This window comes from Marinobacter alexandrii, assembly GCF_005871205.1.
GTDB lineage: Bacteria > Pseudomonadota > Gammaproteobacteria > Pseudomonadales > Oleiphilaceae > Marinobacter > Marinobacter alexandrii.
Window position 1 is genome coordinate 504,270 of sequence record NZ_SWKM01000014.1, and the last position, 26,898, is coordinate 531,167.

At 56.4% G+C, this 26,898-nt stretch carries 25 protein-coding genes and 1 tRNA gene; 17 read left to right on the plus strand and 9 right to left on the minus strand.

Features of this window, described 5'->3' with window-relative positions:
* Positions 1 to 3 precede the first annotated feature (3 nt).
* On the minus strand, positions 4 to 561 hold the full coding sequence (locus FCS96_RS16055) for a YiiD C-terminal domain-containing protein (protein ID WP_138441384.1): 558 nt from the start codon (positions 559 to 561) through the stop codon (positions 4 to 6).
* Between the two features lie 58 nt (positions 562 to 619).
* Complete coding sequence (locus FCS96_RS16060; protein ID WP_138441385.1) at positions 620 to 2,506, minus strand: methyl-accepting chemotaxis protein; 1,887 nt, start codon at positions 2,504 to 2,506, stop codon at positions 620 to 622.
* A 194-nt stretch (positions 2,507 to 2,700) separates the two neighbouring features.
* On the opposite strand from FCS96_RS16060, the gene FCS96_RS16065 reads away from it, so the two are divergent.
* The 4 genes from FCS96_RS16065 to selD all read left to right on the plus strand — a co-directional run bounded on the left by FCS96_RS16065 (position 2,701) and on the right by selD (position 7,775).
* Positions 2,701 to 4,221 carry a GNAT family N-acetyltransferase gene (locus FCS96_RS16065; RefSeq protein ID WP_138441386.1) on the plus strand — a complete coding sequence of 507 codons (1,521 nt, stop codon included), beginning with the start codon at positions 2,701 to 2,703 and terminating at the stop codon, positions 4,219 to 4,221.
* 168 nt (positions 4,222 to 4,389) lie between these two features.
* A complete protein-coding gene (locus tag FCS96_RS16070) occupies positions 4,390 to 4,788 on the plus strand; it encodes a hypothetical protein (protein WP_138441387.1) in 399 nt (132 codons plus the stop codon).
* A gap of 42 nt (positions 4,789 to 4,830) precedes the next feature.
* Positions 4,831 to 5,499, plus strand: a complete 669-nt coding sequence (locus FCS96_RS16075; RefSeq protein ID WP_138441388.1) for a helix-hairpin-helix domain-containing protein — start codon at positions 4,831 to 4,833, stop codon at positions 5,497 to 5,499.
* Positions 5,499 to 7,775 (plus strand): selenide, water dikinase SelD, encoded by a 2,277-nt coding sequence (selD, locus tag FCS96_RS16080; RefSeq protein ID WP_138441389.1) that lies wholly within the window; start codon positions 5,499 to 5,501, stop codon positions 7,773 to 7,775. The genes FCS96_RS16075 and selD overlap by 1 nt, the downstream gene beginning before the upstream one ends.
* A 24-nt stretch (positions 7,776 to 7,799) precedes the next feature.
* Here the strand turns inward: selD and senB are convergent, their stop codons facing one another.
* Positions 7,800 to 8,783, minus strand: coding sequence for a selenoneine biosynthesis selenosugar synthase SenB (gene senB / locus FCS96_RS16085; protein WP_138441390.1), 984 nt, complete (start codon positions 8,781 to 8,783; stop codon positions 7,800 to 7,802).
* A 184-nt stretch (positions 8,784 to 8,967) separates the two neighbouring features.
* Between senB and FCS96_RS16090 the strand changes: the two genes are divergently transcribed.
* The 4 genes from FCS96_RS16090 (at position 8,968) to FCS96_RS16105 (ending at position 12,699) form a co-directional block, all read left to right on the plus strand.
* Positions 8,968 to 9,837: a putative selenate ABC transporter substrate-binding protein gene (locus tag FCS96_RS16090; RefSeq protein ID WP_138441391.1), complete on the plus strand. Its 870-nt coding sequence runs from the start codon at positions 8,968 to 8,970 to the stop codon at positions 9,835 to 9,837.
* Positions 9,837 to 10,487 carry an ATP-binding cassette domain-containing protein gene (locus FCS96_RS16095; RefSeq protein ID WP_138441392.1) on the plus strand — a complete coding sequence of 217 codons (651 nt, stop codon included), beginning with the start codon at positions 9,837 to 9,839 and terminating at the stop codon, positions 10,485 to 10,487. The genes FCS96_RS16090 and FCS96_RS16095 overlap by 1 nt, the downstream gene beginning before the upstream one ends.
* 8 nt (positions 10,488 to 10,495) lie before the next feature.
* Complete coding sequence (locus FCS96_RS16100; protein WP_138441393.1) at positions 10,496 to 11,962, plus strand: PhnE/PtxC family ABC transporter permease; 1,467 nt, start codon at positions 10,496 to 10,498, stop codon at positions 11,960 to 11,962.
* Positions 11,963 to 12,129: 167 nt separating this feature from the next.
* The gene (locus FCS96_RS16105; RefSeq protein ID WP_138441394.1) at positions 12,130 to 12,699 is read left to right on the plus strand and encodes a hypothetical protein; all 570 of its coding nucleotides are present in this window, start codon (positions 12,130 to 12,132) and stop codon (positions 12,697 to 12,699) included.
* On the opposite strand, the gene FCS96_RS16110 is transcribed toward FCS96_RS16105, so the two are convergent.
* Both FCS96_RS16110 and FCS96_RS16115 read right to left on the minus strand, forming a co-directional pair.
* Positions 12,692 to 13,006, minus strand: a complete 315-nt coding sequence (locus tag FCS96_RS16110; protein ID WP_138441395.1) for a hypothetical protein — start codon at positions 13,004 to 13,006, stop codon at positions 12,692 to 12,694. The two genes, FCS96_RS16105 and FCS96_RS16110, sit on opposite strands and share 8 nt — an antisense overlap.
* Positions 13,007 to 13,097: 91 nt before the next feature.
* Positions 13,098 to 13,553, minus strand: a complete 456-nt coding sequence (locus FCS96_RS16115; RefSeq protein WP_138441396.1) for a hypothetical protein — start codon at positions 13,551 to 13,553, stop codon at positions 13,098 to 13,100.
* A gap of 131 nt (positions 13,554 to 13,684) precedes the next feature.
* Between FCS96_RS16115 and FCS96_RS16120 the strand changes: the two genes are divergently transcribed.
* Genes FCS96_RS16120 through FCS96_RS16130 form a run of 3 tightly spaced genes read left to right on the plus strand, consistent with a single transcriptional unit; the run spans position 13,685 to position 15,896 of the window.
* The gene (locus FCS96_RS16120; RefSeq protein WP_138441397.1) at positions 13,685 to 14,605 is read left to right on the plus strand and encodes an ABC transporter ATP-binding protein; all 921 of its coding nucleotides are present in this window, start codon (positions 13,685 to 13,687) and stop codon (positions 14,603 to 14,605) included.
* Positions 14,606 to 14,631: 26 nt separating this feature from the next.
* Entirely contained in the window at positions 14,632 to 15,393 is a 762-nt protein-coding gene (locus FCS96_RS16125; protein ID WP_138441398.1) for an ABC transporter permease, read from the plus strand.
* Entirely contained in the window at positions 15,390 to 15,896 is a 507-nt protein-coding gene (locus FCS96_RS16130; protein ID WP_228264131.1) for a DUF192 domain-containing protein, read from the plus strand. Before FCS96_RS16125 ends, FCS96_RS16130 begins: the two co-directional genes overlap by 4 nt.
* A 29-nt stretch (positions 15,897 to 15,925) precedes the next feature.
* Here the strand turns inward: FCS96_RS16130 and FCS96_RS16135 are convergent, their stop codons facing one another.
* On the minus strand, positions 15,926 to 16,717 hold the full coding sequence (locus FCS96_RS16135) for an enoyl-CoA hydratase (protein ID WP_138441399.1): 792 nt from the start codon (positions 16,715 to 16,717) through the stop codon (positions 15,926 to 15,928).
* A gap of 179 nt (positions 16,718 to 16,896) precedes the next feature.
* On the opposite strand from FCS96_RS16135, the gene FCS96_RS20100 reads away from it, so the two are divergent.
* Entirely contained in the window at positions 16,897 to 17,040 is a 144-nt protein-coding gene (locus tag FCS96_RS20100; RefSeq protein ID WP_171040827.1) for a hypothetical protein, read from the plus strand.
* 72 nt (positions 17,041 to 17,112) lie between these two features.
* On the plus strand, positions 17,113 to 17,982 hold the full coding sequence (locus FCS96_RS16140; RefSeq protein ID WP_138441400.1) for a DMT family transporter: 870 nt from the start codon (positions 17,113 to 17,115) through the stop codon (positions 17,980 to 17,982).
* A gap of 9 nt (positions 17,983 to 17,991) precedes the next feature.
* Here FCS96_RS16140 and FCS96_RS16145 read toward each other — a convergent pair whose 3' ends face one another.
* The 3 genes from FCS96_RS16145 to FCS96_RS16155 form a co-directional block, all read right to left on the minus strand.
* Entirely contained in the window at positions 17,992 to 19,962 is a 1,971-nt protein-coding gene (locus FCS96_RS16145; protein WP_138441401.1) for a putative bifunctional diguanylate cyclase/phosphodiesterase, read from the minus strand.
* Between the two features lie 182 nt (positions 19,963 to 20,144).
* Positions 20,145 to 20,231, minus strand: a tRNA-Leu gene (locus tag FCS96_RS16150).
* An 81-nt stretch (positions 20,232 to 20,312) separates the two neighbouring features.
* Positions 20,313 to 20,942, minus strand: coding sequence for a class I SAM-dependent methyltransferase (locus FCS96_RS16155; protein ID WP_138441402.1), 630 nt, complete (start codon positions 20,940 to 20,942; stop codon positions 20,313 to 20,315).
* A gap of 179 nt (positions 20,943 to 21,121) precedes the next feature.
* On the opposite strand from FCS96_RS16155, the gene FCS96_RS16160 reads away from it, so the two are divergent.
* The 4 genes from FCS96_RS16160 (at position 21,122) to cydC (ending at position 26,896) form a co-directional block, all read left to right on the plus strand.
* Complete coding sequence (locus FCS96_RS16160) at positions 21,122 to 22,555, plus strand: cytochrome ubiquinol oxidase subunit I (RefSeq protein WP_138441403.1); 1,434 nt, start codon at positions 21,122 to 21,124, stop codon at positions 22,553 to 22,555.
* Positions 22,556 to 22,557: 2 nt separating this feature from the next.
* Positions 22,558 to 23,559, plus strand: coding sequence for a cytochrome d ubiquinol oxidase subunit II (gene cydB / locus FCS96_RS16165; protein WP_138441404.1), 1,002 nt, complete (start codon positions 22,558 to 22,560; stop codon positions 23,557 to 23,559).
* A 114-nt stretch (positions 23,560 to 23,673) separates the two neighbouring features.
* The gene (gene cydD / locus FCS96_RS16170) at positions 23,674 to 25,287 is read left to right on the plus strand and encodes a thiol reductant ABC exporter subunit CydD (protein ID WP_171040835.1); all 1,614 of its coding nucleotides are present in this window, start codon (positions 23,674 to 23,676) and stop codon (positions 25,285 to 25,287) included.
* Entirely contained in the window at positions 25,280 to 26,896 is a 1,617-nt protein-coding gene (gene cydC, locus FCS96_RS16175; protein ID WP_138441406.1) for a thiol reductant ABC exporter subunit CydC, read from the plus strand. The genes cydD and cydC overlap by 8 nt, the downstream gene beginning before the upstream one ends.
* The last annotated feature ends 2 nt before the right edge of the window (positions 26,897 to 26,898 follow it).

Here is a 26,898-nt window from a genome sequence, read left to right on the forward strand (position 1 = left end):
GGCTTACTCGCCCTCAGCTTTGAAGCCCTGCTTTCGAACCCGGTAATGGGCGATGGAGTTGGCAACGTGGTTGCCCTCCTGATCGTGCAACTGACCTTCCAGAGTGAACTTGGCGCGACCGGTAGCATCGGCGTCCGCCAGAATTCCTTTGACCATTTCCGGTGTCAGTGAAAACTCTACGGTGACATCGGAGTTTGCCGGTTGCAGAAACTGCAGGGTCATTTCCTTCAGGATTGGCGTGTACGAAGGCCCAAGATCAAACAGTGTCAGCACGCCACCGGGGATTTCCGCGACCAGGAAATAGGCGCCGGCGTACAAACTGCCAAAGTGATTCTTGTTGCCCTTCAGGCGAATTCGGGCCTTCACGTAGCCCGGCCGCAACTCTTCCACACTGAATCGATTGCGGGTGGCAAATGGGATCGACAGGCCGATGATCCGGTTTACAGCGGCATAGCCGCCAGTCTTTCGCAGCCACGCCAGAGGATTCGCCAGGGTGGCGTTGGAATCTGAATGCGCAACCCATTGCCCGGTTGCGCCGATAATCGTGTCGATAAGTGCCATGTTCATGCTCTATTTGGGAGATTGCCTGATCTTCGCACAATTGGCTTCCGGGTGCCTGTTACACCCGGAACCGTGACGCATTCTGGTTCAGCGTGCGACCAATGCTTTCAATCTGCCCACTGTAAACGTCGTTTTCGCTGGCTGCCGCAGCTGCTTCCTGACCTTGATCGGCAATGCGCGTGATGGACGAATTCAGCTCTTCGGTCACTGAGGTCTGCTCCTCCGATGCGGTCGCAATCTGAGAGGTCATCTGGTTGATGGAGGTAATGGCCTCGGCAATGCGATTCAGGGCGTCCATGGCATCCTGGGCTTTCTCCATGCTGACGTTGGAGACCGCCGTAGAAGCATTCATTACCGCGACCGCGTTGTTGGCACCTTTTTGCAGCCGGTCGGTCATGTTGTTGATTTCTTCAGTACTCGACTGGGTTCTCTGCGCCAGGTTTCGAACTTCATCAGCAACAACAGCGAACCCTCGCCCTGCTTCACCGGCCCGCGCAGCTTCAATGGCCGCGTTCAGCGCCAGCAAATTGGTCTGCTCCGCAATCCCCTGAATTACCTCCAGCACGGTAGTGATAGATGAAACATCTTTGCCCAAGGCGTTAATAACCTCGGACGCAGAGTTAACCTCTTTGGACAGCTTCTGCACTGCATCCCGTGAGGCGGCAACGGTTTCAAGGGAGGCACGGCTATCATTGTCTGCAGTATTGGCAGCATCCGCTGTCTGCTGAGCATTTTGAGCAATTTCCCCTGCCGCTGCCGACATCTCGTTGATGGCTGTTGCCACGACATCAATTTCCGATTGCTGATTTTCGACGCTTGAGCGGCTGGTGCTGGCAGTTTCACGCAGCGAGCGCACGTTGTGGCCTAGCTCCTCGCTGCCCCGTTGGACATCACGAACCACTGTCTGGATATTCTCAACAAAGCGGTTGAAGCTCTCAGCCAGTTGACCGAATTCGTCCTTGGCACTGACATCCAGCCTCTGGGTGAGGTCTGCATCGCCAGCGCTGATGTCCGCCATCGCGGTGTTAAGACGGCGAAGTGGCGCCATCATGACCTTGATACCGAAGTGCAGTAAGACGAGCGACACGAGCAATCCGATAACAGCCATTACCAACCCGGTCACGCGAGCGCTTTGAACCGGTGCATTGATCAGGTCCTGGTTGACGAAGGTGCCCAGATACCAATCGACGCCACGGGCATCTTCGATGGCGTGAAAGCTGGCTTCCCAAGAGGCGTCATCGTCCTGGTATTGGTGGGCGCTTCCGTCGAGACTCGGGGCTTTGCCGATGAGAGTCTTGATGTTTTTACCGATCAACGCCTGATTTGGGTGAAACAGCACAATACCCTTGGCATTGATCAGCGCGGCGTAGCCCGCGCCTGCGAGAGTAATGTTGTCCAGGGTTTCCTGAATGGCGCCTAATCCAATGTCCGCGCCAACAACACCTTTATACGTTCCGCCTTTCACTGGAGCGGAAGCAGAGATGATCATGCCGGTGCCGGCGGCATCCTGAAATGGGTCCGTAAAGGAGGCTCGGCCAAGCCTGGATGTCTTTTGATACCAGGGCCGAGTCCTGGGATCGAAGTCAGAGGGAAGACTCGCGTCGGCCTCTTCGGATTGCATCATCATTCTACCGTCAGCACGGCCGACGTAAACAGCAGAAAACCCACCGCCGGCGGTCACGGTTTGGAACACGGTACGCACCTGATCATCTGATTCGACCGCAAGGAGAGAATCTGCAACAGCTTCAGTCATCTGCAAACGGGTATTGAGCCATTCGGCAATGTTTGGCGTACTTTGCGCTACTGAATCGACGATTAACGCGTCAACATAGGTTGACGTGGTTTTCCGTAAACTAAGGTCGCCGGAAAGCGTGAAGGCGCCCATCACCAGCACGAGTAAAACACCAAAACCAATCTGCAGTTTCTGGCCAAATGTTAGATTCAAAACGGGATACCTCAGGAAGAGTCGTTATTTCTGAAATGGCGCGCAAGAGTATTCGTTTACGTATCAGAATACTGTTAAAAGTTGTTTCGACCAGCAGTGCGAACTCTTTAGCTGCTTCTGATAAACTTTTGCTGTTTCGCTGCTCAGACAGCAGCATGTCCACTGCTTCATCTCACTGGCGGGAGCCGATCTGAATGGCCCACGAAGAACTGCACCTCAATCTCCGAAACCTGACGCTTGACGACTATGATCAGCTCCAGGTTCTGATGGATCGTATCTACGACGACATTGGCGGGGCCTGGCCCAAAGAGACCATCAAGGCACTGGTAGAGCAGTTTCCGGATGGCCAGATCTGCATTGAGGACAATGGCCAGCTGATTGCGGTTGCGCTGACCGTGTGCGTGAAATACGAGCGCTTCAGCAACCCGCACACCTACGACGACCTGATCCTTCGGAACGAAAAGATCTGGCACAACGCCAACGGTGACTCTCTGTATGGCCTAGATGTGTTCATTCATCCGGAATTTCGCGGGTATCGTCTTGGCCGCCGTCTATACGAGGCGCGCAAGGAACTGTGCCGGTCCATGAACCTGCGTGCCATTCTGGCGGGCGGTCGCATACCGAGTTATTACAAATATGCAGACCAGTACACGCCAGCAGAGTACATCCAGCGGGTGGATCGCAAGGAAATCTACGATCCGATTCTGAGCTTTCAGTTGTCCAACGATTTCCAGGTAACTCGGCTGATGCACAAATACCTGCCCGAGGATGAGAAATCGCTGGGATACGCCACGCTGCTGGAATGGCGAAACATCCTGTACACGCCGCCCTCCTCAGTGCTGAACGTCAAGAAGACTCAGGTACGACTGGGTGCCGTTCAGTGGCAGATGCGTGAATTTACGTCGGTCGAAGAAGTGCTCAAGCAGGTTGAATACTTCGTGGACGCTCTCTCTGACTACAAGAGTGACTTCGCCCTGTTCCCGGAATTCTTCAACGCGCCGCTCATGGGTCTGACCGATCAGATGGACCAGACCCGGGCCATCCGCTTCCTGGCCGGGTTCACCGAGCAGTTCCGTGATGAAATGTCCGAGATGGCAGTTAGCTACAACATCAATATCATCACCGGTTCCATGCCGCTATTGGAAAATGATCGGGTCTACAACGTCTCTTACCTGTGCCACCGAGACGGCCGGGTGGATGAGCAACGTAAGATCCACATCACCCCACACGAGCGCCGGGACTGGGTCATCGAAGGCGGCAGCGATTTTGAAGTGTTCGATACCGACGCGGGTCGCGTCGCGATCATGATCTGTTACGACATTGAGTTCCCTGAGCTGGGCCGGATTGCCTCAAGTGAGGACGTCGACATCATCATGGTGCCGTTCTGGACCGATACCAAGAACGGTTACTTGCGGGTGCGTCACTGTGCCCAGGCCCGGGCCATTGAAAACGAATGCTACGTTGTGATCACCGGCAGCGTGGGCAATTTGCCAAAAGTTGAAAACCTTGACGTCCAGTACGCGCAATCGTCCGTATTCTCGCCCTCTGATTTTGCGTTTCCCCATGACGCCGTAATGGCCGAAACGACACCAAACACTGAAATGATCATGTTCTCAGATATGGATCTGGAGAAGCTGAAACTGGTGCGAAACGAGGGCTCAGTTACCAATCTGAAGGATCGTCGTGTTGACATGTACGACCTGAAAAAGAAGTAATAGGCGTGATTACAGGCAGTTAAAAGTTGAATAACTGCCTGAACCGCTGTTCGTAGGACACTGATAGCGTTGCTAAACTGCAAATCAGTGGCTATCGTTTAATCAATATAAAGCTGCCTTAAGGAAGGCAGGCTAAGGCCGATACGGAAATCACCCGAGACCATGTTAATGACTGAAGCACTACCGGACCTTATCGCACAGTTTCGAATCAGGCAGGGCCTCTTCCGCAAGGAACTGGTCGAAGCCGCTCTTTACGAGCTTGATGCGTATGGGTGTGTGATGAAAACCGACAAAATGTTTAATCCAGGCGATACCATCGTTCTGGACCTGGTGATGGACATGCCGTTCGACAAGCTCCGCGCTGAAGGCGTGACCGGCCTGGTGACTGAGCGAAGGAAGCACTGCAGTAACTTCTATTATTCAATTGATTTTGTTGAGTTCGATTCAGATAACGACTCTCCCCTAACGGAGAAGCTGCGGCGAATTCGGGAAGTTCTCTCGAAAAAACAGTCTCTGAAGTCGAGGCGTTCGCCAGGGTCTATTTCCGGTGTCCGGCAAATGGCCTAATACCCGTTGTTCGTAATGCCCTCATCCCCAAGGAGACAGTTCATGGCAAAGAAGGCCAAACCTAGCGTTGACAAAATTGTCAAAAAGGTAAACAAGGAATTCGAAAAAACGTCCTCTCAGATTGAGGGACTGGTCAATGATGCGCTGAAGCAGTTTGACAGCCTGCAGCAACAAGTTCAGGAGCCTGTGCGAAAGCTTCTCAAAGAGGTCGATGAACTTCGCGATCGCGAAATGAAACGTTTCAACGAGGAGTTTGAACGCCGTCTGAACGAATTCCACGAACTACAGAACAGCATCCTGGAGCGTCTTGGTGTCGCCTCCAAGGACGTTGCAAAAGACGTCAAGAAACAGGCTGAGCAGGCCAAGAAGCAAGCAAAGTCTGTGAGTAGTGCGACCAGTTCAGCGACCTCGACCGCGAAGAAGGCCGCTGCGCCCAAGTCGACTGCCAAGAAGCCTGCGGCAAAGAAACCAGCGGCCAAAAAGCCCGCAGCAAAGAAACCGGCGGTTAGTGAAGCTAAGCCAGTAAACAAGAGTGACCTCACGTTGGTGAAAGGCATTGGCCCGGCCACCGCGAAAAAAATGAAGGACGCAGGTATTACCTCCATCGATCAGATTGCTAACCCCTCCGCCGCCGATCAGGAAAAGCTGAAGGCTTTCTCCAACGTTAAAGGATTTGACCAGTTCAGCACCGAAGCTAAGAAAATCATCTGATGCGAACGCCTGACCAGCCTGTATTACGGGATATTGTCCTGATTGGCGGCGGGCACAGCCACGTCGGGGTGTTAAAACGGTTCGCTATGAACCCGGTACCCGGCGTGCGCCTGACCCTCATCTGTCGCGACACCCACACCCCCTACTCCGGCATGTTGCCCGGCTACGTTGCCGGTCACTACAGCTACGATGATGTCCATATCGATCTCAGCAAGCTTGCGGAATTTGCAGGCGCTCGATTCTATCGGGCTGAAGCCATCGGTATCGATCGGGAGAACAAGCGTGTGCTGTGCCGTGAGCGGCCAAATGTTCCGTACGATCTCCTTTCGATCAACATTGGTTCCTCCCCCCGGGTAAACGAAGTGGAAGGGGCTTCTGAGCATGCCGTTCCCGTTAAGCCCATCACTGGTTTTAACAACCGTTGGCTTGCCCTACTCTCACGAATTGAAAATCACGAAGGCCCGCTGACCGTGGGCGTAGTCGGCGCCGGTGCCGGTGGCGTGGAACTCACACTGGCCATGCAGTTCCGCCTTACCCGCGAACTTAAACAGCGCGGTAAAGATCCTGACCAGCTCCACTTTCATCTGTTTGATGCTGCGGATCAGATCCTGCCCACGCACAATTCCAAAGTGCGGGCCGTGTTTGAGAAAACCCTGGCTGAGCGCAATGTAAAAGTTCACCTCGGATCGCCAGTGCAGAAAGTTCAGGAAGGCCTACTGCATACCGAATCCGGCAAATCGCTACAGGTTGATGAAGTCTTGTGGGTTACCCGCGCCGGTGGACCTGAGTGGCTGAAGGATACGGGCCTCGCTCTTGACGACGGTCTGTTTATCCGGGTACGCGATACGCTGCAGGCCGAAAACGACGACAGCATCTTTGCCGCAGGCGATATTGCCAACGTGCTCAATCATCCGCGGGAAAAGGCCGGCGTGTTTGCGGTTCGCCAGGGCCCGCCTCTGGCCGACAACCTCAAGCGGCTGGCTGTGGGCAAGGCACCCAAGGATTTCCAGCCCCAGAAGAACTGGTTGGCGCTGATCAGTACCGGTGACAAGTACGCTATTGCCTCCCGGGGCAATTTTGAAATGGACGGCGCTGCTGTCTGGCGCTGGAAAGACTGGATCGATCGTCGCTTCATGAAAAAATTCAACGATCTCCCGGAGATGAAGGACGACGCCAAGCTTCCCGATACCGCGGCGGCCCAAAACCCGGAAGAGGCGTCTCAGGCGATTTCGGCGGTAGCCATGCGTTGTGGCGGATGTGGTGCCAAAGTTGGCAGCACTGTGTTGTCCCGTGCCCTCGGCGAACTGCGCCCGATCGATCGGGACGATATCGTGATTGGTCTGCACGCACCGGATGATGCTGCCGTGTTGCGCGTCCCACCGGGCAAGGCGGTGGTTCATACCGTCGACTTCTTCCGGGCGTTTATTGACGACCCCTATGTGTTTGGCCGCGTTGCCGCCAACCACAGCCTGGGTGATGTGTTCGCCATGGGCGCCGAAGCACAGAGTGCGACAGCCGTTGCCACAGTGCCATACGGCATCGAATCCAAGGTTGAGGATGTCGTCTACCAGATGATGTCTGGCGCTGTAGAGGTTTTGAATGAGGCGGGCTGCGCCCTGGTCGGCGGGCATACCGGTGAAGGCAAGGAACTGGCGCTGGGTTTTGCGGTAAACGGCCTGATCGATCCGGACGAAGTCATGAGCAAAGGTGGCCTGCGCGCCGGTGATGCTCTGATTCTGACCAAACCGATTGGTACCGGAACGCTGTTTGCAGCTCACGCCAAACTGGCCGCCAGGGGACGCTGGATTGATAGCGCTCTGAGCTCCATGATCCAATCCAACAAACTGGGTGCCGAATGCCTCAGGCGTTATGGCTCCCGGGCCTGTACCGACGTGACCGGTTTCGGGCTGCTCGGGCACCTGGTTGAGATGACCCGGCCCTCTGGCGTTGATGCCGAGCTCGACTTGTCTGCCATCCCGGTGCTGCCAGGTGCAGAGGAAACCGCCGCGGCAGGCATTCTGAGTTCGCTGCAACCGGCCAATATCCGCCTGCGTCGCGGCATTCGTGATCAGGAAAAGTGGGTAAATCACCCCAGATACCCGCTGATCTTCGATCCTCAGACCGCCGGTGGCCTGCTCGCCAGTGTCGCCGCTGATCAGGCTGAGGCCTGCGTGCGCGAGCTGAAAGCGCTGGGCTATCCCCACACGGCCATCATCGGCCGGGTTACAGCCCAGGACATGCAGGGCGCCATCGAACCTATCTCGCTCAAGGATTAAAGGCTTAGCTTAGCTTAGCTTAGCCTAGCCCTCAAGATTGGAGCGGCGCTGGAGAGCTATTTCCAGTGCCCGCTCCAGTGAGCGTTGTTCGTTCTCTGGGGTGAACAGAGAGGCACGTTCACTCACCTGCCCCTTAAGCCGTTTCAGAAATTCCGGATCGGATTCTGCCTTCTGCAGCAATCTGGCCAATGCTGCATCATCCCGGGCCCGGTAATAGCCCTGGTAGTCTTTGCCCAGCAACCCCCGATTACCGGGAATGTCTGAGGCTATGATCGGCAACCCTGCCCGGCAGGCTTCCGACACCACGTTCGCACCTCCCTCCATCACCGAACTCATCACCATCAACTGGCACTGCGCCATCAGGTTTTGTGTGTTGGGCTTGTCCAGCTCACCGAGCCACTGAAAACGCGGGTTTTCGGCCATTTGCTGTTCTACCAGGGCTTGCCATTGAGCATTGTGGGGCTTGCCGGCATTGAGAATACGCACCCGGGACTCAGCCGTCAGTAACCGTACAGCCATCGCCGCCCGCAGCGAATCCTTCTCTTCCCGCAAATGACCGATCACACAAACATCGAACGTCTCGGACGTGATCGCCTTGTTGGTGGCGGGCGGGATCTCATTGGCCGATTGATAGAGAGTAAGCAGTTTGCCTGCGAACTCCTCCGGAATATCTTCCGAAACCAATGCGTGCAAACCGATCAGCACATCGGCCGCAGCCATGGATGCCCGGGTGGGAAGCGGGTATTCCTGTTGATGCCGGTAAATGTCGGTGCCGGTCAGTGCCAGAATCAACGGTGTTTCCGGCCAGCATTTGCGGAAGGTTTGAATGGCATCGTGGCTGCGCCAGGCATGCAGTGCGATAAACAGGTCACAGGGCGCGCCATCGTACTCAGTGACAACATTGACCTGATGCCCGGCATTGCCCAACAGTGATGCCCACCGTTCAGCGGTCGCCCGATTGCCGGCCTTTGAACCAGGCGGCGCTGGTGTAATCAGAGTAATCTGCATGGCGGCTGTCTTCCTGGTCGTTTGCTCGCGACAATCATTTTTTTCGTCAGGCTGCTCTTTTTCTGGACTGCAATCGTATAGCTGTTCCGAGACGTCGTAAATCACGGTATGCTGATGAAGCCAGTATTTTCGGCAGCTTACAACTCAAAAGAACGAACCATCCCCGGAAAGAAAGGACCCTCAAATGGCTCTGAATATCATACGGAAATTGGCCGCCGCAAGTGCCATGCTGTTCGCTTGTTCGGCCGCTGTTTCAGCCCAGACTCTCGTGTTCACCGCGATTCCTGATGAAGATGAAACCAAGCTTGTTGAGCGCTTCCGTGGTATCGCTGACTATCTGTCTGAGAATCTGGACGTTGATGTTCGCTACATCCCGGTGAAATCCTACGCCGCAGCCGTGTCTGCATTCCGCAACAATCAGGTGCAGCTGGCCTGGTTTGGTGGCCTGTCTGGCGTACAGGCGCGCTCGCTGGTGCCCGGCTCCGAGGCGATCGCCCAAGGTGTTGAGGACCAGGCGTTTTATTCTCACATCATTGCCCATAAAAGCACCGGCCTGAACGAAGCTGAAGATCTGCCAGAGGCGCTGCGTGGGAAAACCTTCACGTTTGGCTCCAAAGGTTCAACCTCCGGCCGTCTGATCCCCGAATACTACATCCGCGAAGCCTTCAACGAAGCGCCGGACGACGTGTTCTCACGGGTTGGCTTTAGTGGTAACCACACTCGCACCCTGCGCCTGGTTGAAGCGGGCACTTATGAAGTGGGCGCCATCAACTTTTCCGTCTGGGATAAAGAAACCAAAGACGGCAACGTGGACACCGATGCGGTCAAGGTCATCTGGACGACACCCAGCTACCCCAACTACCAGTGGAGCATTCGCGGTGATGCGGACGAGCGGTTTGGCGAAGGCTTTACCGATCGGGTTCAGCAGGCGCTGTTGAACATGAAGGATGAGGAGCTGCTCAACAGTTTCCCGCGTTCCGGTTTCATCCCGGTTTCCAATGACGCCTACGCGCCGATAGAAGCCGTAGGAAAGCAGATTGGAATCATCGATTAATGTCGGGATTTGATCTGTCTGGCCTGACGGCCTCGTTTGGAGGGGAGCGGGTGATTGGCCCGCTTTCGCTCCAAGTAAAGGAAGGAGAGCGAGTTGCGTTGGTCGGCAAGAGCGGCGCTGGCAAATCGACGCTGATCAGCCTGATTCATCAGCACGTAGGCGGTACCTCTTCCCTGGTTCCGCAAGACCTTGGACTGGTGAATGCCCTGCCGGTATTTCACAACGTGTATATGGGGCAACTTGACGCCCACCCCACCTGGTACAACACCCTTACCCTGATGCGCCCGTTCTCCAAGGACTCAGCCGCGGTGCGCGCGCTGCTCAAAGATCTTTCCATGCCGGAAAAAATCTGGATGCCGACGGCTTCCCTGTCCGGCGGCCAACGACAAAGGGTGGCGATCGCCAGGGCGGTGTTTCGAAAAGCAGGCTTGTTATTGGCGGATGAGCCTGTGTCGGCACTGGACGGCCCGATGTCTCACCTGGTGATGGACCTGATGAGCAAGCGATTTCCCACCAGCGTTGTGGCTTTGCACGACGTAGAGCTGGCACTGCAATACTGCACCCGCATCGTCGGCATTCAGGACGGCCAGATTGCTCTGGATGAATACAGCGAGCGACTGACTTCCGCCGACATTACCCCACTGTACTGACGCCTCCCATGTTCTCCTCACCTACGGTTCGAGTCAGTTTTCTATTTGTTGCCATTGCCCTGGTCGCGCTGGTGTTTGCCGACGTTGCCATCACGGCCGCCAACCCCTGGAAAGACCTGGGCCGCTTTTTCATGGGCATTGTCACTCCGGACTTTTTCAGCTCCGAGGGCGTTGCGCTAGCGCTATTGCGCACGGTGGCCTTTGCCTTCGTGGGTGTGGCGTTGGGCGGCCTGTGCGGTTTCGTTCTGTCTCTGGTGTATCGCAACCCGGCGGTGCGCATGTTCTGCGCGTTTATCCGCGCCATCCATGAGCTTTTCTGGGCCCTGATATTTCTGCAATTCTTCGGCTTTCACCCGCTCACCGGTGTATTGGCCATCGCGATCCCTTACGCCGGTATTTTTGCCAAGGTGTATTCCGAGATCTTTGAAGAGGCGGACCCAACCCCAGGCCGCCTTCTGCCGCCAGGAACCGGCGTGGTGTCTGCATTCCTGTACACCCGCATTCCGGATTGCTGGGTTCAACTGAGAACCTACACCGCCTACCGGCTGGAGTGCGGTTTGCGCTCTAGCGCGATCCTGGGCTTTGTCGGGCTGCCAACCCTGGGCTTTTTCCTGGAATCCGCGTTTTCCCAGGGCCATTACTCCGAAGCCGGGGCCATGCTGATTCTGTTTTATGTACTGATCGCCACCATGCCATTGTGGGTCAAGCCCAAGCTGCTCCCGGTCTACATCCTCGGCGCGCCGTTTTTTCTCGGTGAGGGCCTGCCCATCGTCTGGGGCAATGTGGAGCGGTTTTTCACCCAGGATATTATTCCGTCGCCCCTTCGGAACGGTGAGGGAATGGGCGGCCTGATGCCGTGGCTCGGGGATGTAATGGCGACCGAGGCGCTGCCCGGCATCTGGAACACCCTGGTGCTTACCCAGATTGCCCTGGTGGCCACAGGATTGATTGCTCTGCTGACCTTTCCGCTGATATCCAACCACTTTGGCGGGCCGGTGCGCCGCACTGGCGGTCACATTTTTCTGGTGATTGCCCGCTCTACCCCGGAGTACATTCTTGCGTACATTCTCCTGCAGCTCTGGGGGCCATCAATGTTGCCAGCGGTAGTCGCCCTGGCCCTGCATAATGGCGGCATCATCGGGCATTTGATCGGTCGGCAATCCAGTGCAATAGACCTGCGCCCCGATGCGGCGACTGGCTTCAACCGCTACACCTACGAGCTGGTGCCGCGTGTGTACCGGGCGTTCCTGGCGTTCCTGTTCTATCGCTGGGAGATCATCATGCGGGAAACCGCAATACTGGGCATCCTGGGGATTTACACCCTCGGGTTCTATGTTGACAGCGCCATTCAGAACATCCAGTTTGACCGAGCGATGATGCTGATCCTGGTAACGGCTTTGCTGAACATCGGCGTCGACGCGCTTGGTCGATTCATCCGAAAGAAGCTGGCACTTCAGACCATGCCAACCTGTTAGGGACGGCACTCCCTTCAGCCTGCTGAGACCCGGTATCAGTGGGACACCAATCACAAATCAAAGATAAGCCCATAGTTTTTGGCTGGTTCTGCCAAGCTGTTGGTCATTGCACCAGATTACATTCCGTTACAATCCACCTATCTTCTCAGTGATTGGATTCGGATGTTATGACAGACGGGCTGATTTTGGTGACACAGATTGGATTGGTCGCGCTGGTGTTACTGATGGCATTACGAATGGTGACGTTAGTTCGCTCCGCCCCGGTGGATGGGTTGCAAAGTAGCCGAATGGAGATGTCCGAATTTTCCGGCTGGACGGCCACGGGCATGATGCCCCCGGCATCGGCACCGGATCGAACCGAACTGTTTACCCAGCTCCACATACTTGCAGGCCTGCAGGAGCGGGATTGTCGGATCCGCGGCCTGGACCTGGCCGATTCACCAGCCGCCGTTCGGGCGTATGCCGCTGCCTGGCTCTACGGGGCTGCCTGTGCGCTGTGTGATCACTCCGTTCGCCATTCTGACTCACTTGCGGGCATCGTGGCTCACATCGCCAGCCGTAAAACCGGCCTTAGTCAGACACAGGCACTTCAGGCAATCGCAACATTAACCAACAGCAGTGCCGGGCTGGCGTGTTTTCGGGAAGGTCTGCAGGGGGCCAAATTCTGGAGCCATCATCACTATGTCGCGTCGCAACACAGTCTCTACGAGGCTGTTACCACCCACTCGTTCATTTGATGGCCGCCGCCTTGGGCGCATCTTCCAATGTCCAAAGGGTGCCAAGTTGAGTAGGTTCAGGGTCCTCAGGTAAGTGTACGGGGGCTCCGGCGATTGCCGGTTTGGTAAAGCCACCCTCGTCGGTGGGCTTCATGGTTTCAACATCCACCGAGCGCACCAGGTAAACACTATCGCCCGAAACCACGCGAGCGCGGTGCGTTAACCCAAACACAAACCGGCAGTAGTCCAGCTTCAACTGAATGAGGTCCTGCTCCGCTTTGCGGATTTTCCGCAACAGTACTTTCTGGACACTATCTCCGTAATCCATGACGTCTTCCCTAGTGTTGGCGACAAGATTACTGGAGTCTACACATTAGCAAGGGGTTGTCAGCTACGGGGGGCTCAGGTTTTGCGGTCTCTCACAGAGTGTGTGCCTGAAACTCCATGTGGAAGGGAGCGGTATCAATGCTGGACTGCCCCTGCTGAAGATTCAGGCGCCAGCGCATATCGGCCCCAGTGGTGCAAAGAGGGGCACTGAAGCGCGCCACATAACGGCCGTCGCCCTGTCGACGAAGCGGAACCGGGTATTCGCCCATGTACATGGACTCGCCCTGAAGTACCGCGAGCAGTCGGTCGGGGGCTTCGGCTGCCGTCACGATAAGCTCGTATTCAGCATCCTGATCCGTCAGCCGCTTTAACGCCACATGCCACTTGCCATCCAGGTCAGCCCAGGAGCACGGCCCGGAATCCAGATCACACTCGGATTTCGCACCCGTTGCAGCGTCTGGCTCCACAGTTTTAAGCAGACGAGGCCCGAAAACCGCCGCTACCAACAGCATCAGCATCAATCCCACTACCATAACCGCTCGTAACATACTCGTACCTCATCTGCAGACAGCGGCATTATGGAGCTTATCCGTTGTCAGGCAAAGCTTTCTAAACCTGTGTCAGTCATGAGAAAATATCGCGCTTCTATTTCTGGCCCATTTCAAGACAGGATACGCCCGTGCAACCGGACATTTCCGTACAGCACCTCAGCAAGTTTTATGGCGACGGTTTTCAGGCGCTGAAAGACATCAATCTGGAAATCAAACGGGGCGAAATCTTCGCCCTGCTCGGCCCGAATGGCGCTGGTAAGACCACCCTCATCAGCATCATCTGCGGCATCACCAACCTCTCCGAGGGCGTGGTGAAGGCTGCCGGCCATGACATCGTCCGCCAGTACCGCAAGGCCCGCCAGTCCATTGGACTTGTGCCACAGGAACTGAACACCGATTCGTTCGAGACAGTATGGAGCGCAGTGTCTTTCAGTCGGGGCCTGTTCGGCAAGGCGCCCAAGCCTGAGCACATCGAAAAAGTGCTCAAAGACCTGTCCCTCTGGGACAAACGCAACAATCGGATTATGTCGCTGTCCGGCGGTATGAAACGCCGGGTCATGATTGCCAAGGCGCTGTCCCACGAGCCCCAGATCCTGTTCCTGGACGAGCCCACGGCCGGTGTCGACGTTGAGTTGCGCAGGGACATGTGGGAGATGGTACGAAAGCTCCGGGAAAACGGCGTCACTATTATTCTCACCACCCACTACATCGAAGAAGCGGAAGAAATGGCAGACCGGATCGGGGTGATTCGCGAAGGCCAGATTATCCTCGTGGAAGAGAAAGATCGGTTGATGAGCAAGCTCGGCAAGAAGGAGTTGCGCCTTCAGCTACAAAGCAAGCTCGACAAGATGCCAGGGGAACTGACGTTGGAGCCCATCGAGTTGTCCGAAGACGGCTACGAGCTGATCTACACCTTCGACTCCCAGCAGGAGCAGGCCGGCGTTGCCCGATTGCTTCGCACCCTCGGAGACCTGGGCATCGACTACCGCGATCTGCAAACGCGAGAGAGCTCCCTGGAAGAGATTTTCGTTGGCCTGGTGCACGAATAAGGCCCGCGGCCCCACTGGAGAAAGGCATGAATTTTTACGGCGTTCGCGCAATCTATAACTTTGAAATGGCCCGCATGAAACGCACGCTGATGCAGAGCGTGCTGTCCCCGGTGATCTCGACCTGCCTCTATTTCGTGGTGTTCGGTTCCGCCATTGGATCTCGCATGGGTGATATCGACAACATCAGCTACGGCGCTTACATCATTCCCGGCCTGGTGATGCTATCACTGCTGATGCAGAGCATTTCCAATGCGTCTTTCGGAATCTACATGCCCAAATTCTCGGGCACCATCTACGAGGTACTGTCGGCACCTGTGTCCTACGTTGAGGTGGTTCTGGGGTACGTGGGCGCCGCTGCGACCAAGTCCGTGATCCTTGGCCTGATCATTCTTGCCACGGCTCGGTTGTTTGTCGACTACGAAGTATTGCACCCATTCTGGATGGTGGCGTTTCTGGTGCTGACTTCGGTCACCTTCAGCCTGTTTGGCTTTATCATTGGCATCTGGGCGGACGGTTTTGAGAAACTCCAGATCGTACCCATGATGATTGTCACGCCGCTGGTATTCCTGGGTGGTACTTTCTACTCCATCGACATGCTTCCGTCGATCTGGCAGACCATCAGCCTGTTCAACCCGGTGGTCTATCTGATCAGCGGCTTCCGCTGGGCGTTTTATGGGGTTTCCGACGTACACATCGGCATCAGTGTCGGCATGACCCTGGTGTTCCTCACTGCCTGCATGTTGGCCGTCTGGTACATCTTCAAAACTGGCTACCGGCTGCGCTCGTGAGATCCTCGCTGCGGCCGCTGTTGCTGGGAATTGCTTGCACGGGCATCTTGACCTGCGCGTGCGCGGCTGACGCCTCCATCCCCCAGCCCAGGCTGCCAGAAGTGGCTGCCTGCTTCGTCACCGATGACGGAGCTGTGCCGGTGACTCTGGAGGTGGCCCGGGAATTCAGCCAACGACAGGCCGGACTGATGGGGCGTGAATCTCTGCTGGAAGATGAAGGCATGCTATTCCAGTACCCGGATCTGCAAAGCTCTGATCGCGGCTTCTGGATGTACAAAACCCTGCTTGATCTCGATATCGCTTACCTGGATAAGCGGGGCAGGATCGCCAGTATTCGCCAGATGGCACCCTGCGTGACCAGCAGTGCGGGCAGCTGCCCCACTTACCCGGCTGGCGTGGCCTTCCAATCCGCCGTAGAAATGAACCAGAATTTCTTTTCAGACCACGGTATCGAAGTGGGCGACCAGCTGATGACCGGGAAAGAGCACTGCTCCCGTCCCTGAGCAGCCCTACCCTTGGCCTTTGGCCGTCTCTAGTCGTTACTCCATTCCGCTTTACGTTTTTCCAAAAACGCGCAGATGCCTTCACGGGCATCACTGGCCTGCATGTTTTCCGCCATCACCTGGGAGGTGAATTCGTAAGCGTCGGCCAGCGGCAGCTCCAGTTGACGGTAAAATGCCTCTTTGCCCACCTTCAACGCCTGGCCGGATTTGTCGGCAATGGTCCGCGCCATGCGATACACGGTCTCATCCAGCACCTGCTCATCCACCACCCGGTTAACCAGGCCGATGGTTTCCGCGCGGATGGCGCCGATCAATTCGCCGGTCAGCAACATTTCCATAGCGTGCTTGCGGCTGACATTTCGTGACAGCGCGACCATCGGAGTAGAACAGAACAAACCGATGTTGACGCCGGGGGTGGCAAACCGCGCGGTGTCGGCGGCTACGGCCAGATCACAACTGGCCACCAGTTGACAGCCAGCGGCGGTGGCGACACCGGCAACCCGGGCAATCACCGGCTTGGGCAGATTGACAATCTGCTGCATCACCTTGCTACACAGCTTGAACAGAGCCAACTGAAACTCATGATCATCGAAGCGGCTCTGAATCTCGGTGAGATCGTGTCCGGCACAAAACACGTTGCCACGAGCAGCCAGCACCACCACACGGGTTTCCGAATCCTCCGCTACCTGTTCCAGGGCTGTCGACAGCTCCTCCAACATAGCCATCGATAGGCTGTTTCGCCGATGTGGTTGATCCAGGGTGAGTGTGGTAATCCCGTTCTCAGTGTATTGGCGCAGCAAAGGTACCTCTGCAGACTCCATAATGGTTCCTCCCGGTGGGATTCCGATGGTATTGGTTCTAACCTTCAGTATTAACCACACCCCCCCACACTGTCGAAGCGACTTTTGTAGAAGGCTCAGGAGCTTACCGGGGGGGTTGTGATCCGGGGCTTTGGCCTACAGGTAAGTGACAGTGGATCGCGCATTAAAAGGAGACATTGATGTTGAAGTCGAAGATTTTTAAGGCCGTTGTCGCGGTAGCCATTATTGGCGGTGGCTTGTTGGTGGTCTATCAGGATCAACCTGATCCGCCCACGGGCGATATAAACCGGATTGAACCAGTGCCCAAGCAGGACAGTCCGTAACGCTACCCCACGTTGCACTGGCCCGCGACCAACCAACGGGGCCCCATCCGTTCATTTATAGGGAAGTAACCATTGCATACCACACGTATCAAGGGACTGACCATCGCGGCGCTTGGGGTTCTGTTCATTACGCCCGATGCCCTGCTGGTAAAAATCACCTCAGTGGAGCCGGTGGTGTTTCTGTTCTGGCGCGGCCTGCTACTTGCCCTCAGCTTCCTGATCATCAACGCGGTGCGTTATCGCTCGCGCCTGGTCCCGGAAATGAAGCGGTGCGGCTGGAAAGGCTGGTTCTGTGCCTGTGCCTTCGCGGTCAGCACCCTCGGCTTTGTCGTGGGCATGAAAAATACCGCCGCCGGCAATGTACTGATCATCCTGAATACCGCACCGGTCATTGCCGCCCTCATCGCCTGGTTGGTCTGGAAGGAAACACTGCCGCTTCGAACCTGGGTGATCATTGTGGTTTGCGTGACCGGGGCCTCCATCATGGCCATTGGCGAATGGGGGCGAGGTGAACCACTGGGGTTGGTCATGGCCGGTGTTGCGGCCACGGCCCTTGCAGCCAACCTGAATGTGGCCCGCTCACAGCCAGATGCCGACATGAGCGTGATGCTGATGTTCGGAGCGCTGGTGTTGGCCGCACTGGCTGCCATAGCCGGAGGCGCCAAGCTTCCATCGGTTCGGGACGGTCTGTTTATCGGATTGTTGTGCCTGTTTTTCCTGCCGATCGCCGCCACACTGATTCAGATTGGGCCACGCTACATACCGGCGGCCGAAGTCAGCATGATGTTGCTACTGGAGACGGTGGTGGGAGCCTTCCTGGTCTGGCTGGTGCTGGGCGAAGTGCCTACCACGCTCAGCCTGTTTGGTGGCGTGATCGTATTCTCGGCCTTGCTGGCGCACGGCTGGATTGAGGTGGCCCGCTACCGCAGGGCCAGTGTTTGATATACACCGTTACGCTGGCTTTCCGCTTGGGAAGAAAGTTTCGTTCATTTCGGGCTGGGCAGCTCGATGTTCAAGCCAACTTAACAAATCGGGGAACGCCAGCGGACGAGAGAACAGGTAGCCCTGAACGGCATCACACTGATTCAGCGCCAGCCACTCCAGTTGGTCTTTACGCTCTACCCCCTCGGCCACCAGTTTGAGGCCAAGGGTTTTCGCCATCAGAATGACCGACGAAACGAACGCGGCATGCTTGGTATTCACGGGAATCTCGTCAAGAAAGGATTTATCCAGCTTCACGGTGTCAGCATTCAGTTGAGTCAGATAGCTGAGCGATGAATAGCCAGTTCCAAAGTCGTCCAGAGCCACACCAAATCCTAAGCGCTCGATATCCCGCAGCATCATTTTCACCTCAACACTTTCCAGCATTAGCGCACTCTCGGTTATCTCAAGGTCAATTCCGCGCTGCGTGCCGTCCAACTGATCAGCGATCTGTTCAAGTAAGCCGATCAGGTTCGGGTCGGCAAACTGCTTAACCGAGACATTGACCGCGATGGAGAATGTCTCGGGTAACATCGGACTCTGCACCAAACGGGTGGCTTCCCGCAGTACCCAGCGGCCCAACGCCATGATATCGCCAGTGGATTCAGCGATGGGTATGAAATCGGACGGGCTGACTGTGCCCATGGTCGGGCTTTGCCACCGGATGAGCGCCTCGGCGCTGTTTACCGCCCCCGTTGCTATTTCCACCTTCGGCTGCAGGAACACCTCAAACTCGTTTGACTTGATGGCCTGCTGAAGCTCCGATCGAATGCCCATCCAACGATTCAACCGATCCGACATTGAGGAATCATAGCGCGCAAAGGAGTTTCCTGGATTTTTGGAGGCCTCCCTCATTGCCGTTACCGCTTTGCTGATCACGGCAGACTCATCGTACTCATTGCTGCCAAGCGAAGTGGCACCAATAGACACCGAAAGATACAGTTCCTTAGTTCCAGAAAAATAAGGGTGATTAAACGCACGGAACAGACCTGCGATCGTGTCTGATTCCATATCTTCATTTTGCTCAGTCGTGAGAATCAGATACTCGCCCAGGCCCAGGTGAGCAACCGTCAGGGCATCGCAGCCCGGCGTTTCAATTCTCCGTGCAACTACTTTCACCAAACGGTCGACGATTGCTTTTGTGTGCGTCGAGTACATCCGCTCCAGATCATCCACCTTGAGCGACAACAAGGTATAGGGCGTGTCATTGGAAAGCCGTGCCTTGCGGATGTGCCCTATCATCCCCGCCAGATTCAGCATCCCTGTAACTGTATCCAGGTATTTGTCACGCTTAAGCTTCTGGATCGTGGATACACTGGTCGAAAGCCGGCGCCTGACGTCAACCGACGACACCAGATTCTTGGCCATGATCATTTGTTTGTACGTCGACAGCACACTCGCCCCCAGAAGCATCACCAACATCCAGGTCTCGTGATTGATACCAAGCTCCAGACTCTTCTGCACCAGAAGGGAGCTGGCCGCACCAAGAATCAGTATTGGGTGCAGGATAGCCGCCGGCAGACAATAGGCCAGTACCGGCATGGGCACGGAAACAATGGCGAACAGAACCATGAACAGGGCTACTTCCTGCCAGAATCCCAGCGATTCCAGGCAAATGAACGTAAACACTCCCCACATCACCCCATAGCTCGCAAACGCCCAAATAAAGTTCCGCGTCCACGCTACGTAAGTGTTGGCACTGGGCTTGCGCCGGGACAAAAACAGCGCGAGATAGGTGAAGCCGTAAAGCAAAATGAACGCAATCGCCCAGATCTGGAGGGCATCTCGGGTTTGAGGGGTTTGAAACAGGGTTGCACAACTGATTGCGGCCAACATGCCGACCAGCGGTATCTCCCTTGCTCGCGTGAACAGTAGTTCCGCTAATTCAAGACGAAAATACTCCGCGCGCATGGAAACCAATAAAGCTTTCAGTTGGGTCACTCCCTATCCTTTCCGGGCAAATTGGCGTGCGCACGAAGCGTACGTGTAAACGCTAACGTAGTTGGTTAGGAAAAGGTTCCATATTATTGAAAATTAGCTAGAAATAGATCTAGCAATAGGAACATCAACTATGCAAAACGGAGCAGGATTGCCCGGCGACTTGAAACAGCAGAATTAAGGTGTGGTGCTCCGGGCCGGAATCGAACCGGCACGACCGTGAGGTCGAGAGATTTTAAGTCTCTTGTGTCTACCAATTTCACCACCGGAGCATCGGAGGGGGGAGTCAGACGGGCCGAATTGTATAAGGGCCGGTTCGGTAACGCAATTCCGATTCCCGGCACCCTCGCCTGTCAGGCTTCGGTGGGCTTTGTGGCCCGGCCTTTGTAGATGTAGCCAGCTATCCTGGGTGTTTTGGGTACGTAAAGGTTTTCCAGCTCGGTGATCTCGAAACCGGCGCTGCTAATGAGATCGGCGATATGGCGGTTCAAGTGGCATCCGCCCGCGATTTTTCGCCAACCCGGAGTTATCCGGTGCTGCCATTTTTGGGTGCCGGCATCCGGTGATTCACCATGTTCCAGGAACAGCAATACGCCCTCGGGCTTGAGCACGCGCTTCATCTGCTGCAGTGCTGCGTTCCAATCGGGAATGGTACACAAGGTGAACGTGAGCAGTACGGTATCCACGCTCTCGTCCGCCAATGGGATCTTTTCGCCCGGCAGGTCAAGCCACTCAACCTTTACCGCTGAGCGGGCAAGATTGGCAGTAGCCTTGCGGCGCATCCCCTCTGATGGCTCCAGGCCATAAACCAGCTCGACTGAATCGGGCTTGTAGAATTGCAGATTGATGCCAGATCCCATACCCACCTCAAGCACCACACCGCGGGCTTCTGGCACTACCTGTTGGCGCAGTTTCATTATCTGGCCCACGGAGCAGGCACGGTCAATCAAGTGGGGCAAAATCCGTTCTTCGTAAAAGCTCATCAGGTCACCATAATTGTTGCAGGTCACGGGAGCGACAATTCGCCCTATCGAATTCGCCTGTGTTTTTAGTAGCATGGTATCCATCTGCCGGTAATAACAACAGACAATAGGCGCCAAGGCAGCGGCCGCGGGAGTTCGGCTCTCGTTTATTGAGATGTGTAAGTTACCGGAGGGTTCCCATGGAACTAGATCCTCTTCTGCTTTCGCGAATTCAGTTCGCGTTTGTGGTGTCCTTCCACGCCATTTTCCCGGTGTTTACGATTGGCTTGGCCTCATTTATCGCGGTTCTTGAAGGATTGGCCTTCAAAACCGGTGATGGTGTCTGGGTTAAACTGTCCGCTTTCTGGACCACAGTGTTTGCGGTTGTCTTCGGCATGGGCGTGGTGTCTGGCATCGTGATGTCGTTCCAGTTCGGCACCAACTGGAGTAATTTTGCCCAGGCCTCCGCTAATTTCCTCGGGCCGGTACTCAGTTACGAAGTGATCACCGCCTTTTTCCTGGAAGCGGCGTTCCTTGGCGTGTTGTTGTTCGGGCGCGACAAGGTTCCGGCCGGCGTGCATCTGATGGCCGCGATTATGGTGGCCACGGGCACGTTCATCTCATCGTTCTGGATTCTGTCCGCCAACAGCTGGATGCACACTCCAGCAGGTTACGAACTCAGGGAGGGCGTGTTTCACGTAACGTCCTGGAGTGAAGCCATCTTCAACCCCTCCTTCCCTTACCGGTTCCTGCACATGGCCCTCGCCTCCTTCCTTACCGGCGGTTTTGTGGTCGCCGGGGTGAGTGCCTGGTATCTCTTGCGCGGACGCGAAATTGAGGCCAATCGAAAAGCCCTGTCGATGTGCCTGTGGTTGCTGCTGTTCATAGCTCCGGCGCAAGCCGTGGTTGGCGATTATCACGGCCTGAACACCCTGGAACATCAGCCAACAAAAGTGGCGGCCATGGAGGGCAACTGGGAGACCTCCAAAAATGTTCCGCTGCTCCTGTTCGCCATTCCCGATCAGGACAACCAGAGCAATCTCTATGAAATCGGCGTGCCCGGTCTCGCCAGTCTGATCCTTACCCACGAGTGGGATGGCGAGGTTCCCGGTCTGAACGAGGCACCCATTGCAGAACAGCCACCCGTTGCCATTGTGTTCTGGGCGTTTCGGGTGATGGTGGGCCTGGGCCTGCTGATGATTCTCTTCGCAGTAACAGGACTGATCTTGCGCGCCGGCGGCCGATACTGGCGCAGCACCTGGTTCCTCCACGGGCTTCGATTCATGAGTTTCACCCCGTTCTTGGCGGTTCTCGCCGGCTGGATTGTCACCGAAACTGGTCGTGCGCCCTGGCTGGTGTACGGGGTGATGACTCATGCCGAATCGCTCACGCCGTCCCTTACCGGCGGCATGGCCCTGTTCACTCTGCTTGGTTATATGATCGTTTATGCCCTGGTCTTCTCTGCCGGGCTCTATTACCTGCTGCGGGTGCTCTACGTGGGCATGGAAGACAGCCACGATGGCGATAAATACGAAGCTGAGCGACCAAGCCGGCCGTTCTCTGCGGCCCACGTGTCGTTTGAGATTGACCAGAACGGCCACACTGGCAACCCTGCGTCTCAGGAGGGTCACTGATTATGGAACTCTTCGATCTGCCCCTGATCTGGGCGTTTATCATCGGCTTCGGCATCATCATGTATGTGTTGATGGACGGATTTGATCTTGGCGTTGGCATTCTTTTTCCGTTCGCACCGAACGAGGAGGCGCGGGATGTCATGATGAATTCGGTTGCACCGGTCTGGGATGGCAACGAGACCTGGCTGGTGCTTGGTGGCGCCGGTCTGCTGGCCGCTTTCCCCCTGGTGTACACGATATTCCTGCCTGCGCTCTACATCGGCGTATTTCTGCTGTTGGCGGGCCTGATTTTCCGGGGCGTAGCCTTCGAATTCCGGTTCAAGGCCCGATCGTCCCGGTACCTCTGGAACTGGGCCTTTGCCGGCGGCTCCACGATTGCGTCCTTCGCCCAGGGCGCGGTTGTTGGTGCCTATATCCAGGGCTTTGAAACCTCAAACGGCGTTTATGTGGGAGGAGCTCTGGATTGGTTAACACCGTTCTCGGTGCTTACTGGCCTGGGTATGCTGGCCGGCTATGCCCTGCTCGGTTCCACCTGGCTGATCATGAAAACCGAAGGCGAACTGCAGGCCTGGGCTTACCGTCTTACCCTGCCGTTGCTGACCGCGGTTCTAGTGGTGTTTGGGGTTATCAGTATCTGGACACCGTTCGTGGACGAGCTGGTTCGGGACCGCTGGTTTGCGAACCTCAGCGTGATCTGGATTTTGCCGGTGCTCACCTTACTGTGCGCCTTCCAGATCTACCGATCGGTACGAAACCGGTACGAGGGCATGCCTTTCGTAGCCACTATGGGGCTGTTTATTACCACCTATCTGGGCCTGGTGGTCAGCCGCTGGCCGTACGTGGTGCCGCCTGATTACACCCTGTGGGAGGCCGCTTCCGCTTACCAATCCCAGCTCTTCCTGCTATTGGGGCTGTTGTTTGTAATCCCGATCGTGCTGGTCTATACCGCATGGACGTATTGGGTTTTTCGCGGCAAGGTTCGTGCGGGCGAGGGCTACCATTAAGTGGGAGAAACAGCCGATCCAAACTCTTCAGGGGCTCAAGGATCTGCTTTAGCCCCTGAACAGTACCAGGTAAAACAATGGTTGGCAGAGCTCGGCAAGAGCAACCGCCGGTGGATGTACGGTGCCGTAGTGGCGGGGGTGGTAACCGGTATTTCTGCCCTGGTGCAAATGACCATAATCGCCCTCATCGTCCATCGGGGTGTCGGCGAGGCTGTGCCAGTCAGAGAGCTGTCTCCCCTATTTCTTGGGCTCTTGGCCGCCGTTTGTGTTCGCGCTCTCGGCCAGGGTATGCAAACGCGCATGGCTGCCCGGTGCAGCGAGCATGTCCGGTGCGATGTGCGGCGGCAGATCCACCAACACTGGAACGCCTCTGGCCCCGTCGCCCTTGGCCATTTTTCCGCGGGCGAGCTGGCCAGGGAGTGGCTGGATCACGTTGAAGCGCTGCACGGTTATTACGCACGGTTTCTGCCCCAGCTATTATTAGCCTTAATCATCCCCAGTCTCATACTGATCCTGGTATTTACCCTGGATTGGCTCGCAGCCCTGCTTCTGTTGTTGTCCGCGCCCCTGATTCCCCTGTTTATGGCACTTGTGGGAATGGGTGCGGAAAAGCTCAACCAGCAGCACTTCCAGACGATCAGCCGGCTCTCCGGGCAGTTCCTGGATAAGGTCCGCGGGCTGACCACGCTGCAACTGTTTGGACAAACGGACGCCGCCGCCTCTGTGCTCGCCACCCGCTCGGATGCCTATCGGCGCATTACCATGAAGACCCTTCGAATAGCCTTCCTGTCTTCGGCTGTTCTTGAGTTCTTTGCCTCAATGGCGATAGCAGTCATCGCCATTTACATCGGCTTTGGTTTGCTTGGGTACATCACCTTTGGCCCCGCAGACGAACTGACCCTGTTTTCCGGGCTCCTGATTCTGCTGTTAGCACCGGAATTCTTCCAGCCACTGCGAACCCTTTCCCAGCACTATCACGACCGGGCATCCGCACTGGGTGCCGGTGCCGAAATTCTGTCCCGAATGAATCGCCTGGGGCGTGGTTCTCCACGCGGCGGCCACGATGGCCAGCGCGAGGATAAGCCTCAAGACAGCGTTCTGCTGGGCGCGGTGGGCCTGTGCTACCGCCAGGAACAGCCGATCTTTTCGGATTTATCACTGTCGTTCGAGAAAGGTGATTGCATTGCCCTCACCGGCCCGTCTGGCGGCGGCAAAAGCAGCCTGCTTCATTTGCTGGCCGGGTTCGTAGTGCCGGATGAGGGATCGATTTCAGTATTCGGAAAACCACCCGGCTCTTTCAGTTTTGGCTGGCTCGGACAAACCGGGTTCCTGGTTCAGGGCTCCTGGGCCGACAACCTTCGCCTGACCCGTCCGGACGCCTCAGACATCGCCATCGAAACAGCCCTCACCAATGCGGGGCTGCGGCCTTTGCTGGAAAGTCGTGATGCCGGCATTCACAGCCAGGTCTCGGAAGACGGCCAGGGGCTGTCCGGTGGACAGGCGCGAAGGTTGAGCCTGGCCCGTATCTTCGTGGCAGATTACGACCTGATCCTGCTGGACGAGCCCACTGCCGGACTGGATACCGACAGCGAAGTGCATGTGATCGAAGCCCTGCACAAACTGGCTGAAGCCGGCAAGACGCTGATTTTTTCGACGCATCACCAGGCACTGCTGACTCTCGCTAACCGGGTATTACTGGTTTCCGATGGAGAGCTGCGGGATGCATGAGCTGGCACCCTGGTTACGGTTGATATTTCAGCGCTGGGGTAGACTCTCGGTCGGAGGCCTGCTGCTTCTGATTACCCTGCTTTCCGGGATGGGGCTTCTGGCGCTATCGGGCTGGTTTATCACCGAGACGGCACTGGCCGGGCTCCTGCTCGCAGCCGGCGCCCAGGCCTCTATTAACCTGTACACCCCCGGAGGCGGTATTCGTTTGTTTGCCCTGACTCGAACCGTCGGGCGCTATCTGGAACGGGTGTATAACCACGATACGGTCTTACGCCAACTGTCAGATATTCGAACCCGGTTATTCCGGCAACTGGCGGCCACGCCTCGCAGTCATCGTCGTGGGCTATCCGGCGCCCAGTGGCTCTCGCGATTAACCCGCGACGTGGATGCCCTGGACACGCTGTATCTGCGCCTGATTGCGCCTACCGCCTTGGCAGTGGTGGTCAGCCTGCTGATGGTGCTCTTGGCCCTGATCCTCTTCGATACCCGAATCGCCCTGTGGCTTGGACTGTTGCTGGGCATTGCCCTGCTCTATTCGACCATTGGCACACTGGCCCGCACCCGACAAACCTCCCGCCGGCTCAGCGATGGTGAAGAACGGTTGCGCACCCACATTATTGAACACCTCGAAGGCTTTGCAGAACTCACCGCGGCCGGGCGCACTGGTAAGCATGCGGCCTGGTTGATGCGTCAGGCACACGGCTTCGCCAAGGAACAGGCAAAGGTGGATCGGCGCTTGGGCTGGAATCAGGCGTTAACACACCTTCTGATCAACCTCGCTGCGATCGTTGTCCTGTGGGCAGGATTCGGGCTGTTTCAATCCGGGCAGATCTCAGGGCCGGTGCTGGTGTTGTTACCCATTGCCCTGCTGGGACTGGCCGAGGTTTATGCAGTGTTGCCGGAGGCCTTCGGAAAATTCGGGGCCACTGAAGCCTCCGCAAACCGTCTAAACCAAGATTCTCTGGATGCTCCCGGGGAAGGAACAATTCAAGCAACAGAACCGCCCAATGGCACGGCGCTGGTCGCAACAGAACTGGGAGTGCGCTACGACGACTGCCCGCCAATCTTCATGCACTTCAATCTGACCGTTGCTCGCGGAGAACACCTGGGGCTAGTTGGTCACTCCGGCAGTGGCAAATCGACTCTGGCAGATGCTCTGGCGGGCCTCTCGCCTGCGTTTCAAGGCGACATTGCGCGGCTGCCAACGAGTTACCTTACCCAGAGCACAGTACTTTTCGAGGACACATTGAAGGCAAATTTGCTGGTGGGCGATCCTGAAGCCAGTGATACCCAGCTCTGGCGGGTATTGGAGCTAGTCGAATTGGCCGAAAGGTTCGCAAGTGAGCCTGATCAGCTGGAGACTTGGCTCGGCAGCAGCGGAAGCCGGCTTTCCGGTGGCGAAGCCCGGAGGATCGCCCTGGCCCGGGTACTGTTGAGTCCTGCACCATTGTTGATACTGGATGAGCCGTTTACCGGGGTGGATTCGCCTACGCGGGGGCGCATCTGTAAAAATCTGCGGTATTGGCTGAAAGGAAAAGCGGTGATTGCCTTGGGCCACGGGCCGGATGCCCTACCGGACACCGACCGCGTGATTCACCTGATTGCCTGAAC